Raw genomic sequence first — 21,787 nt, forward strand, 5'->3', positions numbered from 1 at the left:
GTAAATTAAATAACTGAAAGTTCTACCTCAATATTACCGCGTGTTGCGTTTGAGTATGGGCATACTTGATGTGCTTTATTTACAAGCTCTTGCGCCGCTGCTTTATCCATATCACCTAGTGATACAGCAAGCTTTACAGCAATACCAAAACCGCCTTCAATAGCACCAATAGACACTTCAGAGTTAATGTAAGTATCGCTTGGTAAAGCAACTTTTTCGCTACCGGCTACAAATTTAAGCGCACCAATAAAACAGGCTGCATAACCTGCTGCAAATAATTGCTCTGGATTAGTGCCCTGCCCATCGTCACCACCTAACCCTTTAGGCGTTGATAAGTTAACATCTAAACGACCATCATCCGATTTAGCAACGCCTTCACGTCCGCCTGTTGCCGTTGCTTTTGCTGTATAAGCTACATTTTGTAATACATTCATAGTGAACTCCTAAGATTTAAAATTTTCAAATTAATTACTTTGCACGCAAAATAATAAGGCAATTAAATTCTGATTGCAATTACTTTGCATGCAAATTAAAATAAGCTATCTTGAAATGAAGGGTAATGCGATGTCGTTTGAACAGTTAAAATTAAAAAATCAGTTATGCCATCGTTTATATATGGCGTCTAACAGCATAGCCCGTGCCTATCGGGAGCCTCTAACAGAGCTTAACCTTACCTATCCTCAGTATGTTGTTATGATGGCGCTTTGGGAGCAAGATGAAGTAACCATCGCCGAACTAATCGATAAAACCGCAATTGATGGTGGCGCGCTTACTCAAATATTAAAAAAGATGACCAGCAAGTCACTGCTTAACGTTATAAAGGACGAACACGATAAGCGTAAGCGTTTGGTGCAATTGACTCACACCGGCCAATCTTTAAAACTTAAAGCTGCTGATATTCCAAAAACAATTTTCTGTAAATTTGACAGTATCGACACTAACCAAGCACAGCAATTAATGCAGTTACTCGATTTAATCGTTAGCGACTTAAGCACCCAGACTGAAGATGAAAGTGTCGATGCTAAAGACAGTCCCAAGTTAGTGCAAACCTAGCGTAAATTTATCCAATGTGGTGCTTAAGCTTTTTTATAGTTTAGTTATAAAAAATTAACTTATTGATTATTATTCATAAAATATTCAATTAACAATTGGCATACTTCTTTCTTCTCTCTTAATGACGTTAGCAACACCAAGGAAAAGTTATGTCTAATTTATACAACACTCTTTATTTTTTATGGCGCTTAGATATCACAGTGTGGCAAGTAAATGAGCCAACAAATACGCATACCACCAGTGAAAAAGAGCGTATCTATTCGCGTTAAACTATTTTTGAACAGACTTTGCAAGCTACCTCATAGCGTTGTATTGTAAAAGACTATTTAATTGGTTAGTGGAACGTGTATGCATGCTTTAGAAGTTAATTTTGACGGCTTAGTCGGCCCTACTCACAACTACGCAGGTTTGTCGTATGGTAATGTTGCTTCGTTAAATAACGCGGCGAGTTTTTCAAATCCGCAAGAAGCTGTATTGCAGGGCCTGGCTAAAATGAAAGCTATGCATGATAAAGGCTTAACCCAAGGGGTGTTTGCGCCTCATGCTCGCCCAGATTTAAATGTACTTCGCCGTTTAGGATTTACTGGCAACGATGCGCAAGTCATTAATAAAGCTTTTAAAGCTGATCCTATTTTATTGCGCGCCTGTTACTCTGCCTCTGCCATGTGGACCGCTAATGCAGCCACCATATCGCCTTCACCTGATACTAACGACGGCAAGGTACACTTCACTGCGGCTAATCTAAATAATAAATTTCATCGCTCTTTAGAGCCAAACACCACTACACGTTTGCTCAAAGCGATGTTTAATAACGAACAATACTTTGCACACCATTCACATTTGCCTGAGCAAGGTTTTTTTGGTGATGAAGGCGCAGCAAACCATACTCGCCTGTGCGACAGCCATGGTGAAACCGGGCTAGAGTTATTTGTATTTGGTGCAAGTGCCTTTAACAGTAAACTGGTTAAACCCGTTAAGTTCCCTGCAAGGCAAACTTTGGAAGCGTCTGAAGCCATTTGTCGATTGCACAATATAAAAGATACCAGCCAAATACTATTACAACAAAACCCTGATGTGATTGACCAAGGGGTGTTCCATAATGATGTAATTGCAGTGGGTAACGCCAATGTTTTATTATGCCATCAACAGGCGTTTTTAAACCAAACGCAAGCATTAGACGATATCCGAGAAGCCTATGTAGGTAACAAACAGCTTTATATTATCGAGGTGCCAACCAGCAAAGTGAGTATTCAAGATGCTGTCAGTAGCTATTTATTTAATAGCCAACTGGTTAGCCTTAGTGACGATGCAATGTTGCTCGTTGCCCCACAAGAATGCCAGCGCAACCCTGCTGTAAAAGCGTATATTGAAGAGCTAATTGTTGCCGATAACCCCATAAATCAAGTGCAGTTTTTTGATTTGCGCCAAAGTATGCAAAATGGTGGTGGGCCTGCTTGTTTGCGATTACGAGTTGCATTAAACAGCCACGAATTAGCAGCGGTAAATCCTGATGTGATCTTAAATGAGCAAAAGTATACTCAATTATGTGATTGGGCTACTCGCCATTACCGAGATAAACTTGGTGCCAACGACTTTGCAGACCCTGCTTTACTTACCGAAAGCTACCAAGCCCTTGATGAGTTAACACAATTACTGAGCTTGGGATCAGTTTATCCCTTCCAATTAGAAGCCTAAGCTTTTTTTTATAGGGGGAAGATACACAGTATTTAAATCTTCTTCCTGTAATTAATAATTTTAATTCAATTTAGGTTAAGTTTTTGTATCTATACTGAGTGATACTTTAAAGTATTTGGAAACCTAACATGAACTTAAAATCAACATTACTTAGTAGCGCCGTCTTATTAGCATTAACGGGTTGTGGTTCATCAAATGATGACTCCCCTATTACTCCTACCGAACCGCAAAAATCAACGTTCAGTTTAGGAGTTTCAGATGCGCCAGTAACAGGCTTAAAAGCGGTTAATGTAGTTTTTGACTCTATCACCCTTCGTTCACAAGGTGGCGAAGATTTTAGCTTCGAAACACGTGAAGCCAGCGATTCAACCGAAGCTGAAATGGTTAACTTATTGGATTACACTGGCGATGATATTTTTTCCTTACTAGAGGGCGAAGACGTACCTGCAGGTGAATACGCGTGGATACGTGCTGATGTAATTAATGGTGATATAAACAACCTAACCGAAACTTCGCATGTTGTTTATGAAGATGACAGCATTGCACCGTTAATCGTAAAACGAAAAGGCAATGACGGAATCGGTGAGATTCAACTTGATGGTTTTACTCTGAATCAAACGGACAACACTTTTGTACTTGAATTTGATCTTAAAAAATCGTTAGTTGCGCCACAAAGCGGTAACGAAATAGTATTAAAACCACGTGGAGTTCGTCTTGAAAACCTTGCTGAGTCACAAGATATTGAAGGTACAGTAAGCGAATCACTTTATGCAAATTGTGAAACCGATAACATTGAGGTTGCCGCTGAAGATGGTTCATTCGGCCATGCTGTTTACTTGTATAACAGTGATGTAGAGCAACCACTTGATAATTACGAAGTCACTGAGGGTGAAACCCCTGTAGACGCACCATTAGCTACTGCAAATGTGGTACTTAACAATGAAACTAGCCAATATGAATTTGAACTAGCATTTATTACGCCTGGCGATTATCAGCTAGGTTATACCTGTAATGCGCATATTGATGATGCCGAACTACAAGATGAAGCGTTTACCCTATATCAAGTTAAGCCGGTGGCGGTTGTAGCCGGTGAAGATACCGAAGTGACATTTGATATTGCTCAGTAAGCATCAACTTTATAAATTCTAGCCCGCACCACCTGCGGGCTTTTTGTTTTGGAGGAACTATGACACATAAAGTAATTTTAATTACCGGTGCCTCTAGTGGTATTGGCGAGGCGACCGCTAAAACATTAGTTAATAATGGTCACAAAGTAATATTAACTGCGCGCAGTGAAGATAAACTCAATAAACTAGTTGATGAGTTAGGCCATGAAAGTGCATTTAGCGTTTCAGCCGATGCCACTCAGTTTAGCGAGCTTGAGAGTGTAGTAAGTAAGGGCATTGAAAAGTTTGGGCGATTAGACGCAGCATTCGCTAACGCGGGCATGGGTGTGTCATCACCAGGCACAGAGAATGGCGATCCCCAAGAGTGGTCAGCCATGGTTGATCTTAACATTAAAGCGTTGTTGTGGACCGCAAAACTCACCTTGCCTCATTTACGTGAAAACCAAGGGCATTTTATTTTAACCAGCTCTGCAGCAGGAAGAAGACCCATTGACGGCTCTATATATGGTGCTACTAAATGGTTTGCACATGGCTTTGGTCAAAATTTAGCAGAGGAAATGAAACCCTGGCATGGTCGCTGTACCACTATTGCGCCAGGTATGGTAAATACGCCTTTTTTTGATGAAGCAAAACCCGATAAGCTCAACCCACAAGATGTGGCCGATGCGGTATTATTTGCTATTGAGGCCAACCAGCGTAATAGCGTACGCGAAATCTATTTAATGCCCACCAACTAACAAGATAATCCAAAGGCCAATCTTTATTGGCCTTTGCTTTAAAAGTACTTAATTGTGCTTTGTTAAAATTACTTTCGACTAAATCAATGAAAAGTCACACATTGAAACCTCCCTTACCATGCTAAATCTCAACTTTATGTCTAATATATAAATAAAGTAATTCAATAACTGGAACCCATTTAATGGATCCCCATAAAGCCCATAATATGCCAGCCCATCAATATGTTACTAATGATCCGTTGCATCAACTATTTGATGCAGTCGATTCTATATCGGTGCAAGGTTATGATGAGCAACGGCGTGTAATTTATTGGAATAAAGGCAGTGAATTGCTTTATGGGTATTCGCAACAGGAAGCCATTGGCAAAAAACTCGAAGATTTAATAATACCCACACCAATGCGAGAGCCCGTAATTGAAGCCCATAGTAATTGGATTAAGCATGATATTGAAATTCCCGCCTCAGAGCTTATCCTCAAACATAAAGAGGGTAATGATGTGGCTGTATTTTCAAGCCATGTTATGTTTACTAATCAATACAATACCAAACAAATGTACTGTATTGATATTGACCTTTCTGAGGTTCACAAGGCACAAGCAGAAGCCACATTTAATGCCAGTATGTTGAAGACTATCTTTGAAGCCATTCCCGACTTATTTTTTGTACTAGAGCAAAATGGCATCATTGCTGATTACCATGTTAATAATAGTAAGGACCTGTATATTTCACCTGAGCAGTTTATTGGTAAAAAAATGATTGATGTACTGCCTGAAAAAGTAGCGGAAAAATTTCAAATTCATATAGAAAAAACAATAGCTCAAAACAGTATGGTCAGTTTTGAATATGAATTGAGCATGCCTGAAGGCGTAATCTATTATGAGGCGAGATTGCGCTTACTGCCCAAAAAAAACCAAATCATGGTGATTATCCGTGATATTAGCGAACCACACCGCTCAGCAGAATTGATCCGTCATCAGGCTCTCTTTGATAGCTTAACCGATTTGCCTAACCGCTTTTTGTCTTTAGATCGCTTGTCACAAATATTAATGGAAGTACAAAAGAGTCATGAAAAAGCCGCAGTGTTTTTTTTAGACCTTGATGACTTTAAAAAAGTGAATGACTCATTAGGGCATGAAGTAGGCGATAAACTGTTAATTGCAGCAGCCGCTAGATTACAGCAAACACTAAAGCAAAATGACACTGTCGGTCGATTAGGGGGTGATGAATTTATTGTTTTAATATCCAGTTTAAACGATGAAAATGATGCTTTAGCAATTGCTGAGCGGTTACTTCAAGCATTTAGAAAACCCTTCAAGCTCGAAGGCAGAGACTTAATACTGACATTAAGTATTGGTATTGCGATTTCTCCCAAAGACGGTACGTGTGCCTCGGTGTTGTTACGTAATGCCGACACCGCTATGTACCAAGCAAAAGCGATGGGGCGCAATACCTCCTCTTTTTTTACCCCGCAAATGAACGTTGCTATGCGCCGGCGTTTTGAAATAGAAGAGCAAATGCATGGAGCCCTAGAGCGAAACGAATTTGAGCTTTATTATCAACCGCAAATAGATGTAAAAACAAACACCATCATTGGCGCTGAAGCCTTGCTACGTTGGCATAATATAGTGTTAGGGGAAATCACCCCTGATGAATTTATTCCCATTGCAGAGCAAACAGGCTTGATTGCGCCTATTGGTTTATTTGTTCTTCAACAAGCCTTACGCTTTTTGAATGAATGGCAATCAATTAACCAGCAAAACTATACCATGGCGATTAATTTATCGCCGCGCCAATTCAGAGATCCGGAACTGGTTAATATAATTAAACATACTCTACATAAAAATAGCATTAATAATGAATGCTTAGAGCTGGAAATTACCGAAGGGGTACTAATGAATAGCCAAGCCTCAATTCATGATGCCTTAGTGCAAATTGATGAGCTGGGCATAAAACTTTCAATGGACGACTTTGGCACAGGCTATTCATCATTAAGTTACTTACGAGAATACCCTTTTGATGTGCTAAAAATTGACCGTAGCTTTATTGCAGGGATAACAGATAACAAGGCCGACTGTAATTTAGTAAAAGCGGCCATAGCTATGTCACACAGCCTAGAAATGAAAGTAGTTGCAGAGGGAGTAGAAACCAAAGAGCAGCTAGATTTACTCAACGAGCTAAACTGCGATATTGCTCAGGGGTTTTATTTAAGTAAGCCCTTATCTGGTGCCAAGTTACTTAATTTTTCATTACATTACTGCAAAGCGACTTAAAAGCACTTTAGTTAAAAAGTGCTTTTACAGCTGCGAGTTAACTCATGATTTTAAAAAGCAAATCGCGCACCGTTGCAGGTTCAAATGGTTTGTCACAAATGGCATCCACACCGGCTTGAGCAATATTAGCTAAATGAGTATCGTTGGCTTCTGAGCTGACCATCAGGATTGGAATATGTGAGTAAGCATTCGATTTTCTAACGGTTTCAGTTAACTCTTTACCATCCATTTCTGGCATATTGTAATCTGTAACAATTAAATCGAATGATTGATTATTAAGCATTTCAATCGCTTGTTTACCGTCTTCAGCCTCTACAGGTTCAGGAATACCCATTCCCGCTAGCACTCGTATTATATGTTTTCGTGCAAAGCGACTGTCATCAACCACCAACACACGAAGTAAAGTGACATCAAAGTGCTCTAGCTCCACCTCTTGCTCGCTAATAATATCCAGAGTTGCTTTAAGCGCACGGGTGATCTCGTCGGCATTAAACGGTTTAGGTAAAATAGCTAATACGCCCGATTGCCTAAGTTGCTCTAAATGGCGCTTATTACGTTCGCTCGACACCAGCATAAACGCCTGCTGCTCAGTATTACTGTTACTGCGTATTGCCTGTAATAAAGAGTCTGCAGTACCGTCGCTAAAATACATACTGCTGATCACTAAATCGGGGTGATACTTTGATAAAGCGGCCAGCGCATTTTCTTGAGTGCTGGCCGTTTCAATTTGTGTAACACCACACTGAGCCAGTGATTTTTTTATTAGCTTTTGTTGCACTTCAGAAGGCTCAACTAATAAAATAGATAAGTTGGCTATTGCCGTTAAATCACTCATTTCAATCCTGTTAATATTAATTAAATAATTTTTATAATGCTCATTATAAAGTAATAACTTACAAGAAAAAGCTAAAACAGCAACAAAACAACTTGTTTACCCAAACTCAACAAACTCAGCTTAAAAACGATAGTTTATCCCCGCATAATAACGTCTGCCTGAATAACTTGAGTTTAATAGCCGAGACTCTGTGTCATTACCTAGGCGCTTTACCGACTCAGATTTAGTTAAATTAATCACCGCGGCTGTCAGGCTCAAGTCCTCTAATAAAGTAATTGATGCATTTACATCAACTTGCTCGTATGGGTCTTGATACACGTTTAAACCACTATTTAAACCCAACACGGTTTCACCGCGTTTGTTATAAGAAGCACGAATATTAAAAGCATCTCCCTCATAATATATCGAAGTGTTGTATTGATATTTAGCACTGCCAATTAAAGGCGATTTACCAAACTCTTTACCATCTACTTCTACATCGGCCTTATTGGTTTTGTTATAGGTGTAATTTGCATAAAAGCCAAAGCCACTATCAAAGGCATGCTGTATAAATACTTCCGCCCCTTTAGATACGGCATCAGTGCCATTGCCTACAGTGCTATACGGCGACACAGTAATATTTCCCGAATCAACTATGCCCTCTTTACCTGCAAAATCTTGTTGTACGTCAATAACTAAAGGAACAACAAAATTATCAACCGTTTTATGAAATAGTGCTAAACCAACAGCAGAGCCTTCGCTGTAATAATATTCAATAGATAAATCAGCTTGCACCGACTCAAACGGTTTTAAGTTTTTATTACCGCCACTGCCACTAAAACCCGGAATTTCATTAAATTCAGCTCTGTCGTCGGCCCACTCATCTGAAACAAACGTAATGCGTTGTTGCGCACCTAGGTCGGCATAATCAGGGCGAGACATTACTTTTGCAATAGCGCCGCGCACAACAATATCGTCGCTAGCATCCCATGCAATATTAAAGCTAGGTAAAATTTGGGTATCGGTATTCTCTTGAGTAATGAGTTGATAATCTTCAACAAATCTATCGTCTCCGGTTACCGCCTCCCCGCTTTCATCGTCAGTATGATCCAGCAAATATGTGTATAGATCGGTTGATGATGTCATGGTTTTCGTGCGTACAACACGTACCCCTAAATTACCGCGCACGCTATCAAATTCAAAATCACCTTGTAAATAAAATGCCGCTATTTGCTCTTCAATATCATAAATAAAGTTATCTTCTTTGCGTGTATACGGCACATAATGACTGGTCACAATATCGCGGTATTTATCCCAATCAATGCCAGGCATTTGGTTTATGTTAAAACCACCCGCAATATTACCTTCGTTGATAAACACATCTTGTGCTAGTGGCATACCGTTATTCCACTGGTAACTATCAAAGCGTGTGATCCCACCCTTACTGGCTTCTGCTGCGGCAATATCAAAATTAGGATCTAAAAAGAAGGTATTACCGGTTTCGCGGTGAAGCGTAGCTTCTCGATACTTAACCCCAGTTTTAATTGTTCTTAAAATGCCCCAATCGGTATAAATATCAAAATCAGCTTGGTAGTAATCTTCTTCAAGTTCACTACGCACAAAACTTGAATTTGACGAACCCGGATCGCGCCCACCACCCACACCATTGAGTAAGTTAGCTAACGTATTTGGATCTATATTTAAACTAATATCATTCTCATTAATTTTCCAACCCGCTGTTTGCGCGGCATTTTCTATGCGGTTTTCATTTTCACCCGCGTTAGAACTTTTATAGGCTGCTTCCCAACTCTCTTTCGGGCCACCTTCAGAACGTGTATTACCCGCCACAAAACGGGCTTTGAAGTAATCACCTTCGTAGGTTAAGTTGAGATCAAAAGTGTCAGAGGTTGACTCTTCACGCACATAGCTGCCTCGCATCCACGGCAATTGCATATCATTTTCTATGCCACTTGCAGCTGCATCAAATTGCATTCCATTAACTATCGTGCCCGACTCATCCAAACTTACATCGGTTAAAAAGTCAGGATTTAAAGACCACTCAGGTATATCAATCACCGACTCAGTTCTATTTTTATCAAGTGAAAATCCAAAATAGTTAAAACCAATTTCTACTCGGCTAGTTGGGCGCCACTGCGTGCTAAATTGTATCCCTTCTCGCTCACGTAATTCGTTTACAATTGAGCCACGAACCACTTGAGGGAACCAGACATTGTCATAGTTATTGCCCCGAGCATCGCTTATTGAACCCCACTGATTATTATTTTCAACCGGCGCGCCATTAACATCAACCGGGTTTTCACCAATAAAGCGCCACACATTTGCATCGGTGCCACCCGAAAGAGTTCGGTTAGTGCGTTTTTGTGAGGTGTAACCAAACAACACACCAAAAGTATCAGCATCGTTCTTCCAAGAATAAAGTGCGGTTACTTGCGGCTCAGATTCTTCAGTCACATCGGCATAAGTGCTTTCAATATTAATCACCCCTGAGTTTGCATCCATACTTAGCGGCTTACGACTATGCATTAATACCGTGCCGCCCACTCCACCTTCATCTAAACGTGCCTCTGGTGATTTATACACTTCCACGCTTTCAATCATGGCTGAGGGGAGTAATGCATAATCAAACGAACGAGATGGCTCGCCTGGTGATGACGCAATAAAATTACCATTTAACTGAGAAAAGGTGAGTTCAGATGATAACCCTCTAATACTTACCGATGAGCCCTCGCCTCCGTCACGGTCAATCACTACCCCTGGTACGCGTTGTAATGAGTCTGCGACATTTTTATCAGGGAACTTACCAATATCTTCCGCTGTAATCGCATCAACCACAGAGCTAGACAAACGTTTTATATCTAAATTAGCCGCCATACTGGAACGGATACCGCGTACCTCAATTACTTCCATATCTTTACTTCTTAATGCTTTATCTGCTGCTTCATCAGCATATGCATGATTAATCACAGATAAAATAGAGATGCACAGCGTTGATTTAATAAAAAGTGGGAGTGAGTGATGTGAAGCGTTGGTTTTCCGATGAGCGGTCATAGTTTTAACAGTTCCATTTAAAATACAGTTAATACTTAAAGATGATCGTACTAGCTAAAGATGGTACGAAAAAAGTAGCTGTATTTTACATAACCAAGCTTAATAGCTTGTTAATGCAAACTGATGAGTAACTGAATGTCTTGTCAATAAATAGTCAATTCAAATATAAACAAGAAGTTAAGCAGCAAAATAACTATTTAGCTGCTTAGGAAGGAGTAACTAGACCAAACAACAGGCACTGTTATTTTTTATCACTAATAGCTTGGATATAATAGTCTAAACTCGCATGAGAAAGTTCTCCCATATGACTAGTAACTAACTCACCTTGGCTATTATAAAACAAAGTGGTTGGTAAGCCCGCAGCACCTGATTCGCGACTCACATTACTGCTTTGGTCAAAAAACACATGATTAAGGTCGAGTTGCTGTTCATTAAGGAACGCTTTTACCGTGTGTAAGTCTTCACCTTGATTGACAAACGCCACCGTAATATTTGGGTTATTTTTTTGAGCCGCTTGTAGCACCGGCATCTCTTTTCGACACGGCGGACACCACGACGCCCAAAAGTTAATAACCACCGGCTTACCTTTAAAGTTTTGTAAGTTAACTTGCTGGCCTTGAATGTTATGCACAACAGACTGTGGTAACTGCACACCCGTTTGATAAATAGACAGCGCAAAGTTAGGAATAATCATTGAACAAAAACCTACAAACCCAGCAATAGCGTAGTTTTTCATTACCGCTTTTTTACCACGCGCATAAAACGCTAAAACAACTATACCGCTGAGCCAGCCATAATAACCGATAAAGCCACCGTCGCTAATATTAAAAAGCTGCCACCAGTTACCTTGATAGGCATCCCACATAGTAAACACAAACGCTAAACGCGAGACTAAAAAGCCCACAACAATCGCTTTAAAGACTGTGTCTAAAATCGCTTTTTGTAATGGGTGTTGACGCGTCAATAAATAGGTAAGCCCCCAGAAAATGCCTAACCCTAAAAAAATAATTAACTGTGAAATAGAAATAACCAAAGGCCCTAGAGAAATACTTAACATTGCTACCGACTTCTTATAATGTATTTAAGTACCTAAAATAACGAGTACCAGCGTGAATTAAATGCCAACAATAACATAATGTAAGCTGTACTGATTATTAATAACGCATAATAAATTATGTATACCAGCAGCAATATATAACCTAGTTACCTAGTTAACCTTGTTGCTGTATGTACTCCAATGCAGTCATTTTTTTATAACTTACATTTGAGTGCAGTACATGAGTAGGTTCAGGGTCAACAATTTCAATTGGAATAGCATAATTACGTGCAATCTCTAGTGCCATTTGGGTAATGTTTACACTAAAAGAGGTCCCCATAAATACCATTTTATCAGCCGTAAGCATCCGCGATTGTGCTTCACTAATACGATAAAGCTCAGTGTAATATTCATCAAATAACAATACAAAGGGCTTTAAAGAATGATTAAGCTTTGGCTGATGGTTTTCAATATTGAATAACTCAAGTAGAGAGCGATGTAAGTTGCTCTCATCAACATTACTCCATAGCGTAGCTTGTGGTGTGACATCATCGCCCTGATGATGAAACAGCGTCATTTGATCAAGCCGACCATGAATCGCAATGTAATCTTTATTACCCGCCTTACCATCAAGCCCATCAATATTTTGAGTTATTAAGTTTTTATCACTAAGCCAATGATGCACTTCATTAGGGCCATGATTACGGTAAGTTGCAAAGCGATGATAATACCAAGCTAAAAACTCACTCGGGTTATTTTCATACATTGCGCGAGTGGCCATTTCCATCGGCGTATAATTTTTACTACCAATGGTCCAAAAGCCATCCTCACCACGAAAAGTAGGAATACCACTAGCGGCACTCACTCCAGCACCTGTAATGTATAATGTATTCATAAAGCCATCTATTATTTTCAATAAACCTATAATACTTTATGACACTGTATATTTGAGGCTTCACTTTTTTTGCTATTAAATTATTTTAAGCTACGGCCATTAACTTAAATAAACACGGGTACCAAAGAAACTCTTTATACTTTTAGTTTCGCTCAAGTGCACTACAAAGCCTTCTTTAATTGTTGAGATATTGAGAACTATAACAACAATCACAGCAACTAATTAGTTACAATGCACTTAGCTTTCTAATAAAAACAGATCGTTAATCTACTTATTGAGCAACTAACCTACCAACCTCACATACTTTTCAGCCAGTTCGTCCACACTTTCTCGATGATTAGGATCGGGCTTTATGCAGTCAATGGGGCATACACTGACGCACGTTGGCTTGTCGTAATGACCTACACATTCTGTGCATTTTTCAGGGTCTATTTGGTAAATTTTAGCGCCCATATAAATTGCTTCATTTGGGCACTCTGGATCGCACATATCACAGTTAATGCATTTGCTATTTATGAGTAGAGCCATGATTTACCCGTTAAACAGCTTGTTTGAAAGGATTGCGGGTGTCTTGGTTTTCATCCAAGTTGCGCATCAGTATGGCGTGCTCTAAATCGATAGTGTCAGGCATTGGAATTTTTACGATATGGCCAGAGCCTTTAGCATCAGTAATACTTTCGCCTTTTTTGTTTTCCATACTCTCAAGGGTAAAGCTAATATTGCCTTTTGGCGTCATTAGCTCTAATGAATGACCAACACAAAATTTATTTTTTACATCTATTTCAACTAAACCATTAACATTACGACCAAGTACTTCACCTACAAATTGCTGCTTGGTAGAAACTGAATGGCCGTATTCGTAATTTTGATAATCTTGGTGGGCGTGGCGCTTTAAAAATCCTTCGGTGTAACCACGGTGCGCTAGGTTCTCAAGAGTTTTGAATAAATCAGCATCGAATGGTTTACCTGCAACGGCGTCGTCAATCGCTTTACGATACACCTGAGCGGTACGCGCAACATAATAAAATGACTTAGTACGCCCTTCTATTTTTAAGCTATGCACCCCCATTTTTGTTAGCCGCTCTACGTATTGCACAGCGCGTAAGTCTTTTGAGTTCATGATATAAGTACCATGCTCGTCTTCAAATGCGGGCATGTATTCACCTGGGCGGCCTTGCTCTTCAAGCATAAATACATCGTTACTTGGCGCGCCTTTACCTAACGTAGGTATAACCGTTTTAGGATCGATTTTATGTACCATTTCACCGGTTTCGTTCTCAGTGCCTGGTTTAACATCGTATTCCCAACGACACGCATTAGTGCACGTGCCTTGGTTAGGATCGCGCTTATTAATATAGCCTGAGAGTAAACAGCGCCCTGAATAGGCCATACACAGAGCACCATGGACAAATACTTCTAGTTCTGTTTCTGGGCATAAAGAGCGTATTTCACTTATTTCTTCAAGCGATAACTCGCGAGATAAAATTACCCGTTCAATCCCCTGCTTTGCCCAAAACAATACGCTTGCGTAGTTTACTGCATTGGCTTGAACCGACAAATGAATTGGCATATCGGGCCACTTTTCACGTACTAGCATTATTAAACCCGGATCAGACATGATCAATGCATCAGGTTTCATAGCAATTACTGGCTCTATATCACGTAAATACGACTTTACTTTCGCATTGTGTGGGGCAATATTAGACACTACATAAAACTTTTTATTTAGCGCATGTGCTTCGTTAATACCTATTTGTAATGTATCTAAATCAAATTCGTTGTTGCGAACCCTTAAACTGTAACGAGGTTGGCCTGCATAAACAGCGTCTGCCCCATAGGCAAAGGCATAACGCATGTTTTTTAAGCTACCTGCTGGGCAAAGTAGTTCAGGAATAAACGGGGTTGAAGAAGTAACTGCTGACATGTGCGCTCCATACATCGAACCGAGTTCAAGTCGGTTGCATGAATAATTATACCAACCCGCAATAATACTTAATCATTTTACGGGGCTAAACGTGTCGCTACCTGCGTTAAAAAATCTCATTTAGAACAACTAAATAGCAAGTTTTTTGCCTAGCTATCAACACGTTTTTCCAGCCTCAAAATAGACCACTTAATTAAGCGAATTGGTATTAAGGAAAATAAACCGCGCAAGTATAATGAGGGGGCAAAAGAGAAACCTTGATCAAGATCATCAAAATTTCTCTTCTACGATAATAAATGAAGAGCAGCAGATTTAAGTTATTTTTTACTGCTTAATTGGTTCGAGAATTGACTAACGGCATCAACAACTTGTTGCGCGCCTTTTTTAATATCACTCATTACATCACCAGATTCTTTGGAAAGGCCTAAGCCTTGTTGCGCTTTATTTTTACCTTGCCCAATTACAGCAACGGTTGATTGAGTTAAATTTTGGTTTTGCTGTACAACATCCACTATTTCTTCGGTAGCTTTACTGGTTCTTGAGGCAAGTAAACGCACTTCATCAGCCACTACGGCAAACCCACGGCCTTGCTCGCCAGCACGCGCGGCCTCAATAGCCGCATTAAGCGCCAATAAATTAGTTTGATCAGCAATGCTGCTAATACTCTGCACTATGCTCGCAATAAGTTGCGATTGTTTATCTAATGCTGAAATTTCTTGAGCAGCTTGCTCCATTTGTACCGACAATTCGTTCATAACCTGTACAGTTTTTTGTACCACCTCCGCGCCTTTATCCGCGTTATTGTCAGTTTCGATAGAGGTGCCATGCGCAATATTTGCCGCTTGCTCTGTAGCCAGTTCTCTTTCTACTTGATCAGTGATCACCGTGGCAAATTTTACTACTTTGTAGAGCTCATTGGCTTCATTAAAAATCGGATTATATGATGCTTCTAACCACACCTCATGACCGTGCTTATCAATACGTTTAAATCTGCTCGCAATAAACTCGCCATTGCGCAACCGTTGCCAGAAGACTTGATACTCTTTACTACTCGCTTCTTGCTCATCACAGAACATACCATGATGTTTGCCCACCACATCTTGTCTTGAATAATTCATACTTTTTAAGAAGTTGTCATTAACACGCAGAACCATACCCTGTGTATCGAACTCAATAACCGCTGTTGAACGATGCAATGCTTTGATTAAATCTTCGTTTTCTCTTGAGCTTTCAATTATTTGTGTAAGCACAGTGCAATGCAGGGTTAAATACTCAAGCTGACCTTGCTCATTTTTTATTGGGTGTAAAATACAGCGTAACCAATCTCGTTGTCCGTTTTCGTGGGATACTTGAATAGCGCCAGCAAAATGTTCGGCTTTACTTAACGCTTTTTTAAAGGCATGAAAATCAACGTTATTTCTCGCATTTTCTGAAATGAAATCTAAAATGTTTTTATTAATTATTTTATTATTTGAGTAGTTAAACTCTCGCTCAAAGTTTTTATTTTGTCTTAAAATAGCACCTTGTTTATCAAGCTCTAATACCAGCATTTCACTGTCTAAACTTTGCTTAACCTGCTCCCTCACAGAAAGCTTACTTTGTAAATCAGCAATTTGAGTTTTTAAAGGTTGGTTAAAAAACATATTTTTACCTTAAAGTTTGCATGTATTCTTCATGCATTTGGAGTCGATAGACGCATTGATAATCGCTATGACTAAAAAAATACAAATCAGATGTGGCACTAATTTATAAACTCATATTAACGTTATAGCCACTTTTTTAGTTCAGTAAGTATAGGTTGTTAAATTAAAATATTCGTCAACGTAGAATAAATTAGGTTTTTTCGACTAAAACGCGTATAATTCGCGCCCGTTAATATTCAACCTTTTATTTAAATTATTGGAGCACAAAGATGGCTTTAGAGCGTACTTTTTCAATCGTAAAACCTGATGCAGTTGCTAAAAACCACATCGGCGCAATCTACAACCGTTTCGAAACTGCGGGTCTTAAAATCGTTGCAGCTAAAATGGTTCACCTTTCACAAGAGAAAGCTGAAGGTTTCTACGCTGAACACAGCGAACGTCCTTTCTTTGGCGCTTTAGTATCTTTCATGACTTCTGGCCCAGTAATGGTTACCGTTCTTGAAGGCGAAAACGCTGTTCTTAAAAACCGTGAAATCATGGGTGCTACTAACCCTGCTGAAGCACTAGCTGGCACTTTACGTGCAGACTACGCTGATAGCATCGACGAAAATGCGGTTCACGGTTCTGACGCTGTTGAATCTGCTGCTCGCGAAATCGCGTACTTCTTCGCTGACGAAGAACTTTGCCCACGTACTCGTTAATTCGAGTTCACAGCTAACCCTGTGATGCAAAGTATGAAAAGGGCTTTCGAGCCCTTTTTTAGTCATTAAGTAAAGTATTAGCCGTTTATTTATAATGTTTTACTTAATGATTAGAGTGGATAAATTGTGTACAATTCGTCCTTGTAAATTTTTACCATCACCGCCACCGATTGAGGTTGTTACATGACCGAGCAAAAAAAGATTAACTTATTAGATTTAAACCGAGATGCAATGCGAGAGCTATTTGTATCATTCGGTGAAAAGCCATTCCGTGGCGATCAGGTGATGAAATGGATTTATCATTTTGGCGTAGATAATTTCGACGAAATGAGTAACGTAAACAAAAAGCTAAAAGAAAAGCTTAAAAATGAATGCGAAATTGTTGCACCAGAAATATCAGTTCGCCAACAAGCCAGCGACGGTACCATCAAATACGCACTCGTTTTAGAAGGCGGTCAAGAAGTTGAAGCAGTTTGGATCCCAGAAAAAGATCGCGCCACGCTATGTGTATCTTCTCAAGTGGGCTGTGCACTAGAATGTACTTTTTGCTCAACAGCTCAACAAGGCTTTAACCGTAACTTAAAAGTGTCTGAAATTATCGGCCAAGTATGGCGAGTAGCCAAAGATATTGGCCTTGATGGCAACAGCGAAAAACGTCCTGTCACTAACGTAGTGATGATGGGTATGGGCGAGCCGTTACTTAACGTTAAAAACGTGGTACCGGCGATGGAATTAATGATGGACGACTGGGGCTTTGGTTTATCTAAACGCCGCGTTACATTAAGCACCTCAGGTGTGGTACCTGCCCTTGATTTATTGAAAGAAAAAATAGACGTAGCACTGGCAATTTCATTGCATGCGCCAGATAACGCCCTGCGTGATATTTTAGTACCGATCAATAAAAAATACCCAATTGAAGAGTTTTTAGCTGCGTGTCGTCGTTACATTGACGGTTCAAAAGCCAACAAAGATGTAACTATTGAGTATGTAATGCTTAACGGCGTGAACGATAGTACCGATCAGGCTCATGAACTGGTTAAAACGTTAAAAGGAACACCATCGAAGGTAAACCTTATTCCATTTAACCCATTCCCAGGTAATGAATATACTCGTTCAAGCAACAGTCGAATTGATCGTTTCTCTAAAGTATTACAAGCTGCGGGTATTACCTGTATTGTTCGTCGTACCCGAGGAGATGACATTGACGCTGCCTGCGGCCAGTTAGCTGGCGATGTTGTAGACCGTACGAAGCGTATGGCGAAAAAGAAAATGCGTGATGACAATGCAATTGCAGTAAATATTCATCAAGCCTAATTTTTTGAGTAATCAAGAGCCTTTGTGATATATCGTTTATTTTTAAATAAATGATGCAACACAAAGGCTTTGAGGTAAGATAGAGGTTATGGATATAAATAAAGAGACAAAGTAATGCGATCTTTACTTACGTTAGCACTATCAACACTGTTTTTAAGCGGTTGTGTTACCGAGAATAGTTACAACGGCAGCGATAAACCGGTCCTCGAGAATAAAATTAATAACGATGGTGCAGCTCGCACGCGCATAGCATTGGCATTACAGTATTTAAATACAGGCAATAACTCTCAAGCGAAATATAACTTAGAACGTGCCAGCGAGTACGCCCCAAACTTACCCGAAGTACACTACTCTTTAGCATACTATTACCAACAAGTTGGCGAGAACGGATTAGCCGACAAAGCCTATCAAAAAGCGTTGGCCATTAAGCCAAATGATCCTAACACCTTAAACAACTACGGCACGTTTTTGTGTAGTATTAATGAATATGACCGCGCCACCGATCAGTTTTTAAAAGCGATTGAAATACCCAGTTATATTCGTGTAGCGCAAAGCTATGAAAATTTGGCTCTATGTGCCATTGAGTTTAACGATTTCACCAACGCCGAAAGCTATTTTCAGCAGGCACTAAACCATAGTTCACAACGCGCATCTACATTAATAAGTTTAGCAGCTCTGTATTATGCAAAAAGTGACTTGTACAAAGCCAGTAACTTAATAAAACGTTATGACGATACCGCGCAAGTTTCTTCTCGCGCTTTGTTGCTTGGCTATTTGGTTAAACAACGAATGGGTAAAATTGAAGAAGCAGAAAAAATTGCGACAACCTTATTACAAACCTACCCTAGTAGTATGCAAGCTAACGCTATTCGCGATAACCAGTTAAGACGAACAGAATTTGAAGTACTACGTGAAAAATATCGCCAAGCACAGTTAGATGAATTACAAGAAAGCAATAATAACAATCAAATTATTGCTGAGCCGAAAATAAAGGTTATTCGTAAAAAAAGCCCAGTACCGGCTTCAAATAGCGAAGCGTCAGGTGAGCAAACAAAAAAAATACGCTAGATAATTACACACCTTTTAGCTGTAAACCAAAATATAGCCTTAAGGATGATGTGTAAAAGCCTGTTCTAGGGTAAAGCAATTTAGCATTTCAGTGTGATACAATGCTAAACTGCTACAAATAAGGTGTATTAAAGGACTTAAAAACACATAAATTTTATCTAAACACGGTATAGTTTTTAAGATATTGAATGTAGTCCCTTTTTATAGTGCGCCTTAGTAACAAGAATTAACGAATACCAAAAAATAAAAACGAAGTCTTACTCTGGTTGTTAAGCCAAAACATAAACTTTTACTAGTGGATCCAAACTGATACACATTATGAATGAAGATAATACACAACCGCAGAACGATGAACCCTCTGTAGGTCAAATACTAAAAACACATAGAGAAAATGCAAACATTAGCCTTGCTAAGATTGCATCATTATTAAAGTTGACTGAATCGCAGGTTGAGCATATTGAAAACGACGAATATCATTTACTAGGCGCAAAAACATTTGTTAAAGGCTACATAAAAAATTATTGTCGCACGCTAAACATTGATAGCACTGCTATTTTAACTATGCTGCCAGCCTATAGCACATCAGATAAGCCTGTAGATATGCAAAGCTTTTCAAGACGTACAGAAAAAGAAGCGCATGACAGCCGACTAATGACGGTAAGTTATTTAATTTTAGCCATTGTTATTGGCTCATCAGCCGTATGGTGGTGGCAAAATGCAATGCCTATTGATGAACAAACTAACACTATTAATGCAAATAACTCGCTCATCTCGGAGCAACAAGAAAGCACAAAACTGTTAGCAGAAGCTGCCGATGAAGCACAATCAAATGAGATTGAGCCTGCACCACAAGCAAACTCAACCGTATTCAATGAACAACAAACAATTCAGGCTGCTCCCCTAAACGATGCACAAAGCCAAAGTGAACCAACAAGCAGTGATTTAAGCACTATTATTATGATGTTTAATGACGAAAGCTGGGTTGAAATCCACGATGCCAACGATGAGAAAATTGCATTTGGTGTAAAAAAAGCAGGCTACGAAATGACCTTGACTGGTGTAGCGCCTTTTTCAGTGGTATTAGGCAAGCACGATGTTGTTCGTATTACCCTAAATGGTGAGCCAGTTGATATTTCGGCTTTTCCTAAAAACCGTTTAGCTAAATTTAAATTACCCTTAGCAGAGTAGTCGCTATGTTTTCAGAATCTCCTATAAAACGCAGAAAATCCACCCGCATTAATGTGGGTAATGTTCCAATTGGTGATGGTGCACCAATTGCAGTGCAGTCAATGACTAACACAGACACAATGGACATTGATGCCACTGTAGCTCAAATTCAAGCGATTCAAGATGCCGGTGCTGACATAGTCCGTGTATCTGTTCCAACTATGGATGCCGCTGAAGCATTTAAAAGTATTAAAGAGCAGGTATCGATACCGCTGGTTGCTGATATTCACTTTGACTACCGCATTGCATTAAAAGTAGCAAAGTATGGCGTTGATTGTTTACGTATTAACCCAGGAAACATTGGCAGTGAAGAGCGTATTAGAGCGGTTGTCGACTCAGCCCGTGAGCACAACATTCCAATTCGTATTGGCGTAAATGGTGGATCACTTGAGCGCGACCTACAAGAAAAATACGGCGAGCCAACACCTGAAGCCTTACTTGAGTCGGCTATGCGCCATGTAGATATATTACGTCGCTTAGACTTTGACCAATTTAAAATCTCGGTGAAAGCGTCAGACGTATTTTTAGCGGTTGGCGCGTATCGTCTACTTGCAAAAGAAATCGACCAGCCACTGCATTTAGGTATTACCGAAGCAGGCGGCATGCGCTCTGGCTCGGTTAAATCGGCCGTTGGTTTAGGCATGTTATTGGCTGAAGGTATTGGTGACACGCTGCGTGTATCATTAGCAGCGGATCCAGTTCAAGAAATAAAAGTAGGCTTTGATATATTAAAATCATTGCGTATTCGTTCTCGCGGCATTAATTTTATTGCTTGCCCTAGCTGTTCACGCCAAGAGTTTGATGTAGTAAGCACCATGAATCAACTTGAAGAGCGTTTAGAAGATATTATTGAGCCAGTTTCAGTGTCAGTCATTGGCTGTGTGGTTAACGGACCAGGCGAAGCATTAGTGAGTGATATTGGCCTTGCCGGCGCAAACCGTCGCTCAGGTTTATACATTAATGGCGAACGCCAAAAAGCCCGTATTGATAACAATAATATTGTTGATCAACTTGAAGGCTATGTACGCGATTTCATTGAACAGAAGCAACAACAAACTCCAATCGACATAAAAATCGTAGAGTGATGTGTTGTTACAACACTATGTATTTAAATGACCTTTTTTAGTCGCGGTATTCACAACGTAGTATAAATTACGTACGCTCCGCTACGCTCGCAATTACCTTATAGTTAAGGTTATAATGCAGGGTCGATT

General features: G+C 39.8%; 17 protein-coding genes and 1 pseudogene. 10 read left to right on the forward strand and 8 right to left on the reverse strand.

The genetic code is table 11. The annotated features are described in order from the left end of the window. Positions 1-5 precede the first annotated feature (5 nt). Positions 6-434 (reverse strand): organic hydroperoxide resistance protein, encoded by a 429-nt coding sequence (locus AN392_RS00835; protein WP_008108945.1) that lies wholly within the window; start codon positions 432-434, stop codon positions 6-8. A gap of 130 nt (positions 435-564) precedes the next feature. Between AN392_RS00835 and AN392_RS00840 the strand changes: the two genes are divergently transcribed. From AN392_RS00840 to AN392_RS00860, 5 genes are all read left to right on the forward strand, one after another. Continuing rightward, positions 565-1,053: a MarR family winged helix-turn-helix transcriptional regulator gene (locus AN392_RS00840; RefSeq protein WP_055011612.1), complete on the forward strand. Its 489-nt coding sequence runs from the start codon at positions 565-567 to the stop codon at positions 1,051-1,053. A gap of 348 nt (positions 1,054-1,401) precedes the next feature. Next, a complete protein-coding gene (gene astB / locus AN392_RS00845; protein WP_055011528.1) occupies positions 1,402-2,748 on the forward strand; it encodes an N-succinylarginine dihydrolase in 1,347 nt (448 codons plus the stop codon). Between the two features lie 128 nt (positions 2,749-2,876). After that, the gene (locus AN392_RS00850; protein WP_055011529.1) at positions 2,877-3,875 is read left to right on the forward strand and encodes a DUF4382 domain-containing protein; all 999 of its coding nucleotides are present in this window, start codon (positions 2,877-2,879) and stop codon (positions 3,873-3,875) included. Between the two features lie 59 nt (positions 3,876-3,934). After that, a complete protein-coding gene (locus AN392_RS00855; protein WP_055011530.1) occupies positions 3,935-4,612 on the forward strand; it encodes an SDR family oxidoreductase in 678 nt (225 codons plus the stop codon). A 182-nt stretch (positions 4,613-4,794) separates the two neighbouring features. Then, a complete protein-coding gene (locus tag AN392_RS00860; protein ID WP_055011531.1) occupies positions 4,795-6,882 on the forward strand; it encodes a bifunctional diguanylate cyclase/phosphodiesterase in 2,088 nt (695 codons plus the stop codon). A gap of 37 nt (positions 6,883-6,919) precedes the next feature. Here the strand turns inward: AN392_RS00860 and AN392_RS00865 are convergent, their stop codons facing one another. The 7 genes from AN392_RS00865 to AN392_RS00895 form a co-directional block, all read right to left on the reverse strand. After that, entirely contained in the window at positions 6,920-7,717 is a 798-nt protein-coding gene (locus AN392_RS00865; RefSeq protein WP_055011532.1) for a response regulator, read from the reverse strand. A gap of 120 nt (positions 7,718-7,837) precedes the next feature. Next, the gene (locus AN392_RS00870; protein ID WP_055011533.1) at positions 7,838-10,765 is read right to left on the reverse strand and encodes a TonB-dependent receptor; all 2,928 of its coding nucleotides are present in this window, start codon (positions 10,763-10,765) and stop codon (positions 7,838-7,840) included. A gap of 241 nt (positions 10,766-11,006) precedes the next feature. Beyond that, entirely contained in the window at positions 11,007-11,822 is an 816-nt protein-coding gene (locus AN392_RS00875) for a TlpA disulfide reductase family protein (protein ID WP_055011534.1), read from the reverse strand. A gap of 154 nt (positions 11,823-11,976) precedes the next feature. Further along, a complete protein-coding gene (locus AN392_RS00880) occupies positions 11,977-12,696 on the reverse strand; it encodes a Sir2 family NAD-dependent protein deacetylase (RefSeq protein WP_055011535.1) in 720 nt (239 codons plus the stop codon). A 282-nt stretch (positions 12,697-12,978) separates the two neighbouring features. After that, entirely contained in the window at positions 12,979-13,224 is a 246-nt protein-coding gene (locus AN392_RS00885) for a YfhL family 4Fe-4S dicluster ferredoxin (RefSeq protein ID WP_055011536.1), read from the reverse strand. A gap of 10 nt (positions 13,225-13,234) precedes the next feature. Next, positions 13,235-14,620, reverse strand: coding sequence for a tRNA 5-hydroxyuridine modification protein YegQ (gene yegQ, locus AN392_RS00890; RefSeq protein WP_055011537.1), 1,386 nt, complete (start codon positions 14,618-14,620; stop codon positions 13,235-13,237). A gap of 317 nt (positions 14,621-14,937) precedes the next feature. Then, a complete protein-coding gene (locus AN392_RS00895) occupies positions 14,938-16,263 on the reverse strand; it encodes a PAS domain-containing methyl-accepting chemotaxis protein (RefSeq protein WP_055011538.1) in 1,326 nt (441 codons plus the stop codon). Positions 16,264-16,532: 269 nt separating this feature from the next. On the opposite strand from AN392_RS00895, the gene ndk reads away from it, so the two are divergent. The 5 genes and pseudogenes from ndk to ispG all read left to right on the forward strand — a co-directional run bounded on the left by ndk (position 16,533) and on the right by ispG (position 21,658). Continuing rightward, on the forward strand, positions 16,533-16,964 hold the full coding sequence (gene ndk / locus AN392_RS00900) for a nucleoside-diphosphate kinase (RefSeq protein WP_008111339.1): 432 nt from the start codon (positions 16,533-16,535) through the stop codon (positions 16,962-16,964). Between the two features lie 183 nt (positions 16,965-17,147). Further along, entirely contained in the window at positions 17,148-18,278 is a 1,131-nt protein-coding gene (locus tag AN392_RS00905) for a bifunctional tRNA (adenosine(37)-C2)-methyltransferase TrmG/ribosomal RNA large subunit methyltransferase RlmN (protein ID WP_010389431.1), read from the forward strand. Positions 18,279-18,392: 114 nt separating this feature from the next. After that, positions 18,393-19,292, forward strand: a pseudogene (gene pilW, locus AN392_RS00910) (type IV pilus biogenesis/stability protein PilW); the annotation flags it as partial. A gap of 372 nt (positions 19,293-19,664) precedes the next feature. After that, on the forward strand, positions 19,665-20,534 hold the full coding sequence (locus AN392_RS00915; RefSeq protein ID WP_010389437.1) for a RodZ domain-containing protein: 870 nt from the start codon (positions 19,665-19,667) through the stop codon (positions 20,532-20,534). A gap of 5 nt (positions 20,535-20,539) precedes the next feature. Beyond that, the gene (gene ispG / locus AN392_RS00920; RefSeq protein ID WP_008111348.1) at positions 20,540-21,658 is read left to right on the forward strand and encodes a flavodoxin-dependent (E)-4-hydroxy-3-methylbut-2-enyl-diphosphate synthase; all 1,119 of its coding nucleotides are present in this window, start codon (positions 20,540-20,542) and stop codon (positions 21,656-21,658) included. Positions 21,659-21,787 lie beyond the last annotated feature (129 nt).

This window comes from Pseudoalteromonas sp. P1-16-1b (assembly GCF_001401785.1).
Lineage (GTDB): Bacteria > Pseudomonadota > Gammaproteobacteria > Enterobacterales > Alteromonadaceae > Pseudoalteromonas > Pseudoalteromonas undina.

Coding starts and splice junctions, on each gene's coding strand:
- AN392_RS00835 (WP_008108945.1), bottom strand. CDS start 434: ATGAATGTATTACAAAATGTAGCTTATACAGCAAAAGCAACGGCAACA.
- AN392_RS00840 (WP_055011612.1), top strand. CDS start 565: ATGTCGTTTGAACAGTTAAAATTAAAAAATCAGTTATGCCATCGTTTA.
- astB (WP_055011528.1), top strand. CDS start 1,402: ATGCATGCTTTAGAAGTTAATTTTGACGGCTTAGTCGGCCCTACTCAC.
- AN392_RS00850 (WP_055011529.1), top strand. CDS start 2,877: ATGAACTTAAAATCAACATTACTTAGTAGCGCCGTCTTATTAGCATTA.
- AN392_RS00855 (WP_055011530.1), top strand. CDS start 3,935: ATGACACATAAAGTAATTTTAATTACCGGTGCCTCTAGTGGTATTGGC.
- AN392_RS00860 (WP_055011531.1), top strand. CDS start 4,795: ATGGATCCCCATAAAGCCCATAATATGCCAGCCCATCAATATGTTACT.
- AN392_RS00865 (WP_055011532.1), bottom strand. CDS start 7,717: ATGAGTGATTTAACGGCAATAGCCAACTTATCTATTTTATTAGTTGAG.
- AN392_RS00870 (WP_055011533.1), bottom strand. CDS start 10,765: ATGACCGCTCATCGGAAAACCAACGCTTCACATCACTCACTCCCACTT.
- AN392_RS00875 (WP_055011534.1), bottom strand. CDS start 11,822: ATGTTAAGTATTTCTCTAGGGCCTTTGGTTATTTCTATTTCACAGTTA.
- AN392_RS00880 (WP_055011535.1), bottom strand. CDS start 12,696: ATGAATACATTATACATTACAGGTGCTGGAGTGAGTGCCGCTAGTGGT.
- AN392_RS00885 (WP_055011536.1), bottom strand. CDS start 13,224: ATGGCTCTACTCATAAATAGCAAATGCATTAACTGTGATATGTGCGAT.
- yegQ (WP_055011537.1), bottom strand. CDS start 14,620: ATGTCAGCAGTTACTTCTTCAACCCCGTTTATTCCTGAACTACTTTGC.
- AN392_RS00895 (WP_055011538.1), bottom strand. CDS start 16,263: ATGTTTTTTAACCAACCTTTAAAAACTCAAATTGCTGATTTACAAAGT.
- ndk (WP_008111339.1), top strand. CDS start 16,533: ATGGCTTTAGAGCGTACTTTTTCAATCGTAAAACCTGATGCAGTTGCT.
- AN392_RS00905 (WP_010389431.1), top strand. CDS start 17,148: ATGACCGAGCAAAAAAAGATTAACTTATTAGATTTAAACCGAGATGCA.
- AN392_RS00915 (WP_010389437.1), top strand. CDS start 19,665: ATGAATGAAGATAATACACAACCGCAGAACGATGAACCCTCTGTAGGT.
- ispG (WP_008111348.1), top strand. CDS start 20,540: ATGTTTTCAGAATCTCCTATAAAACGCAGAAAATCCACCCGCATTAAT.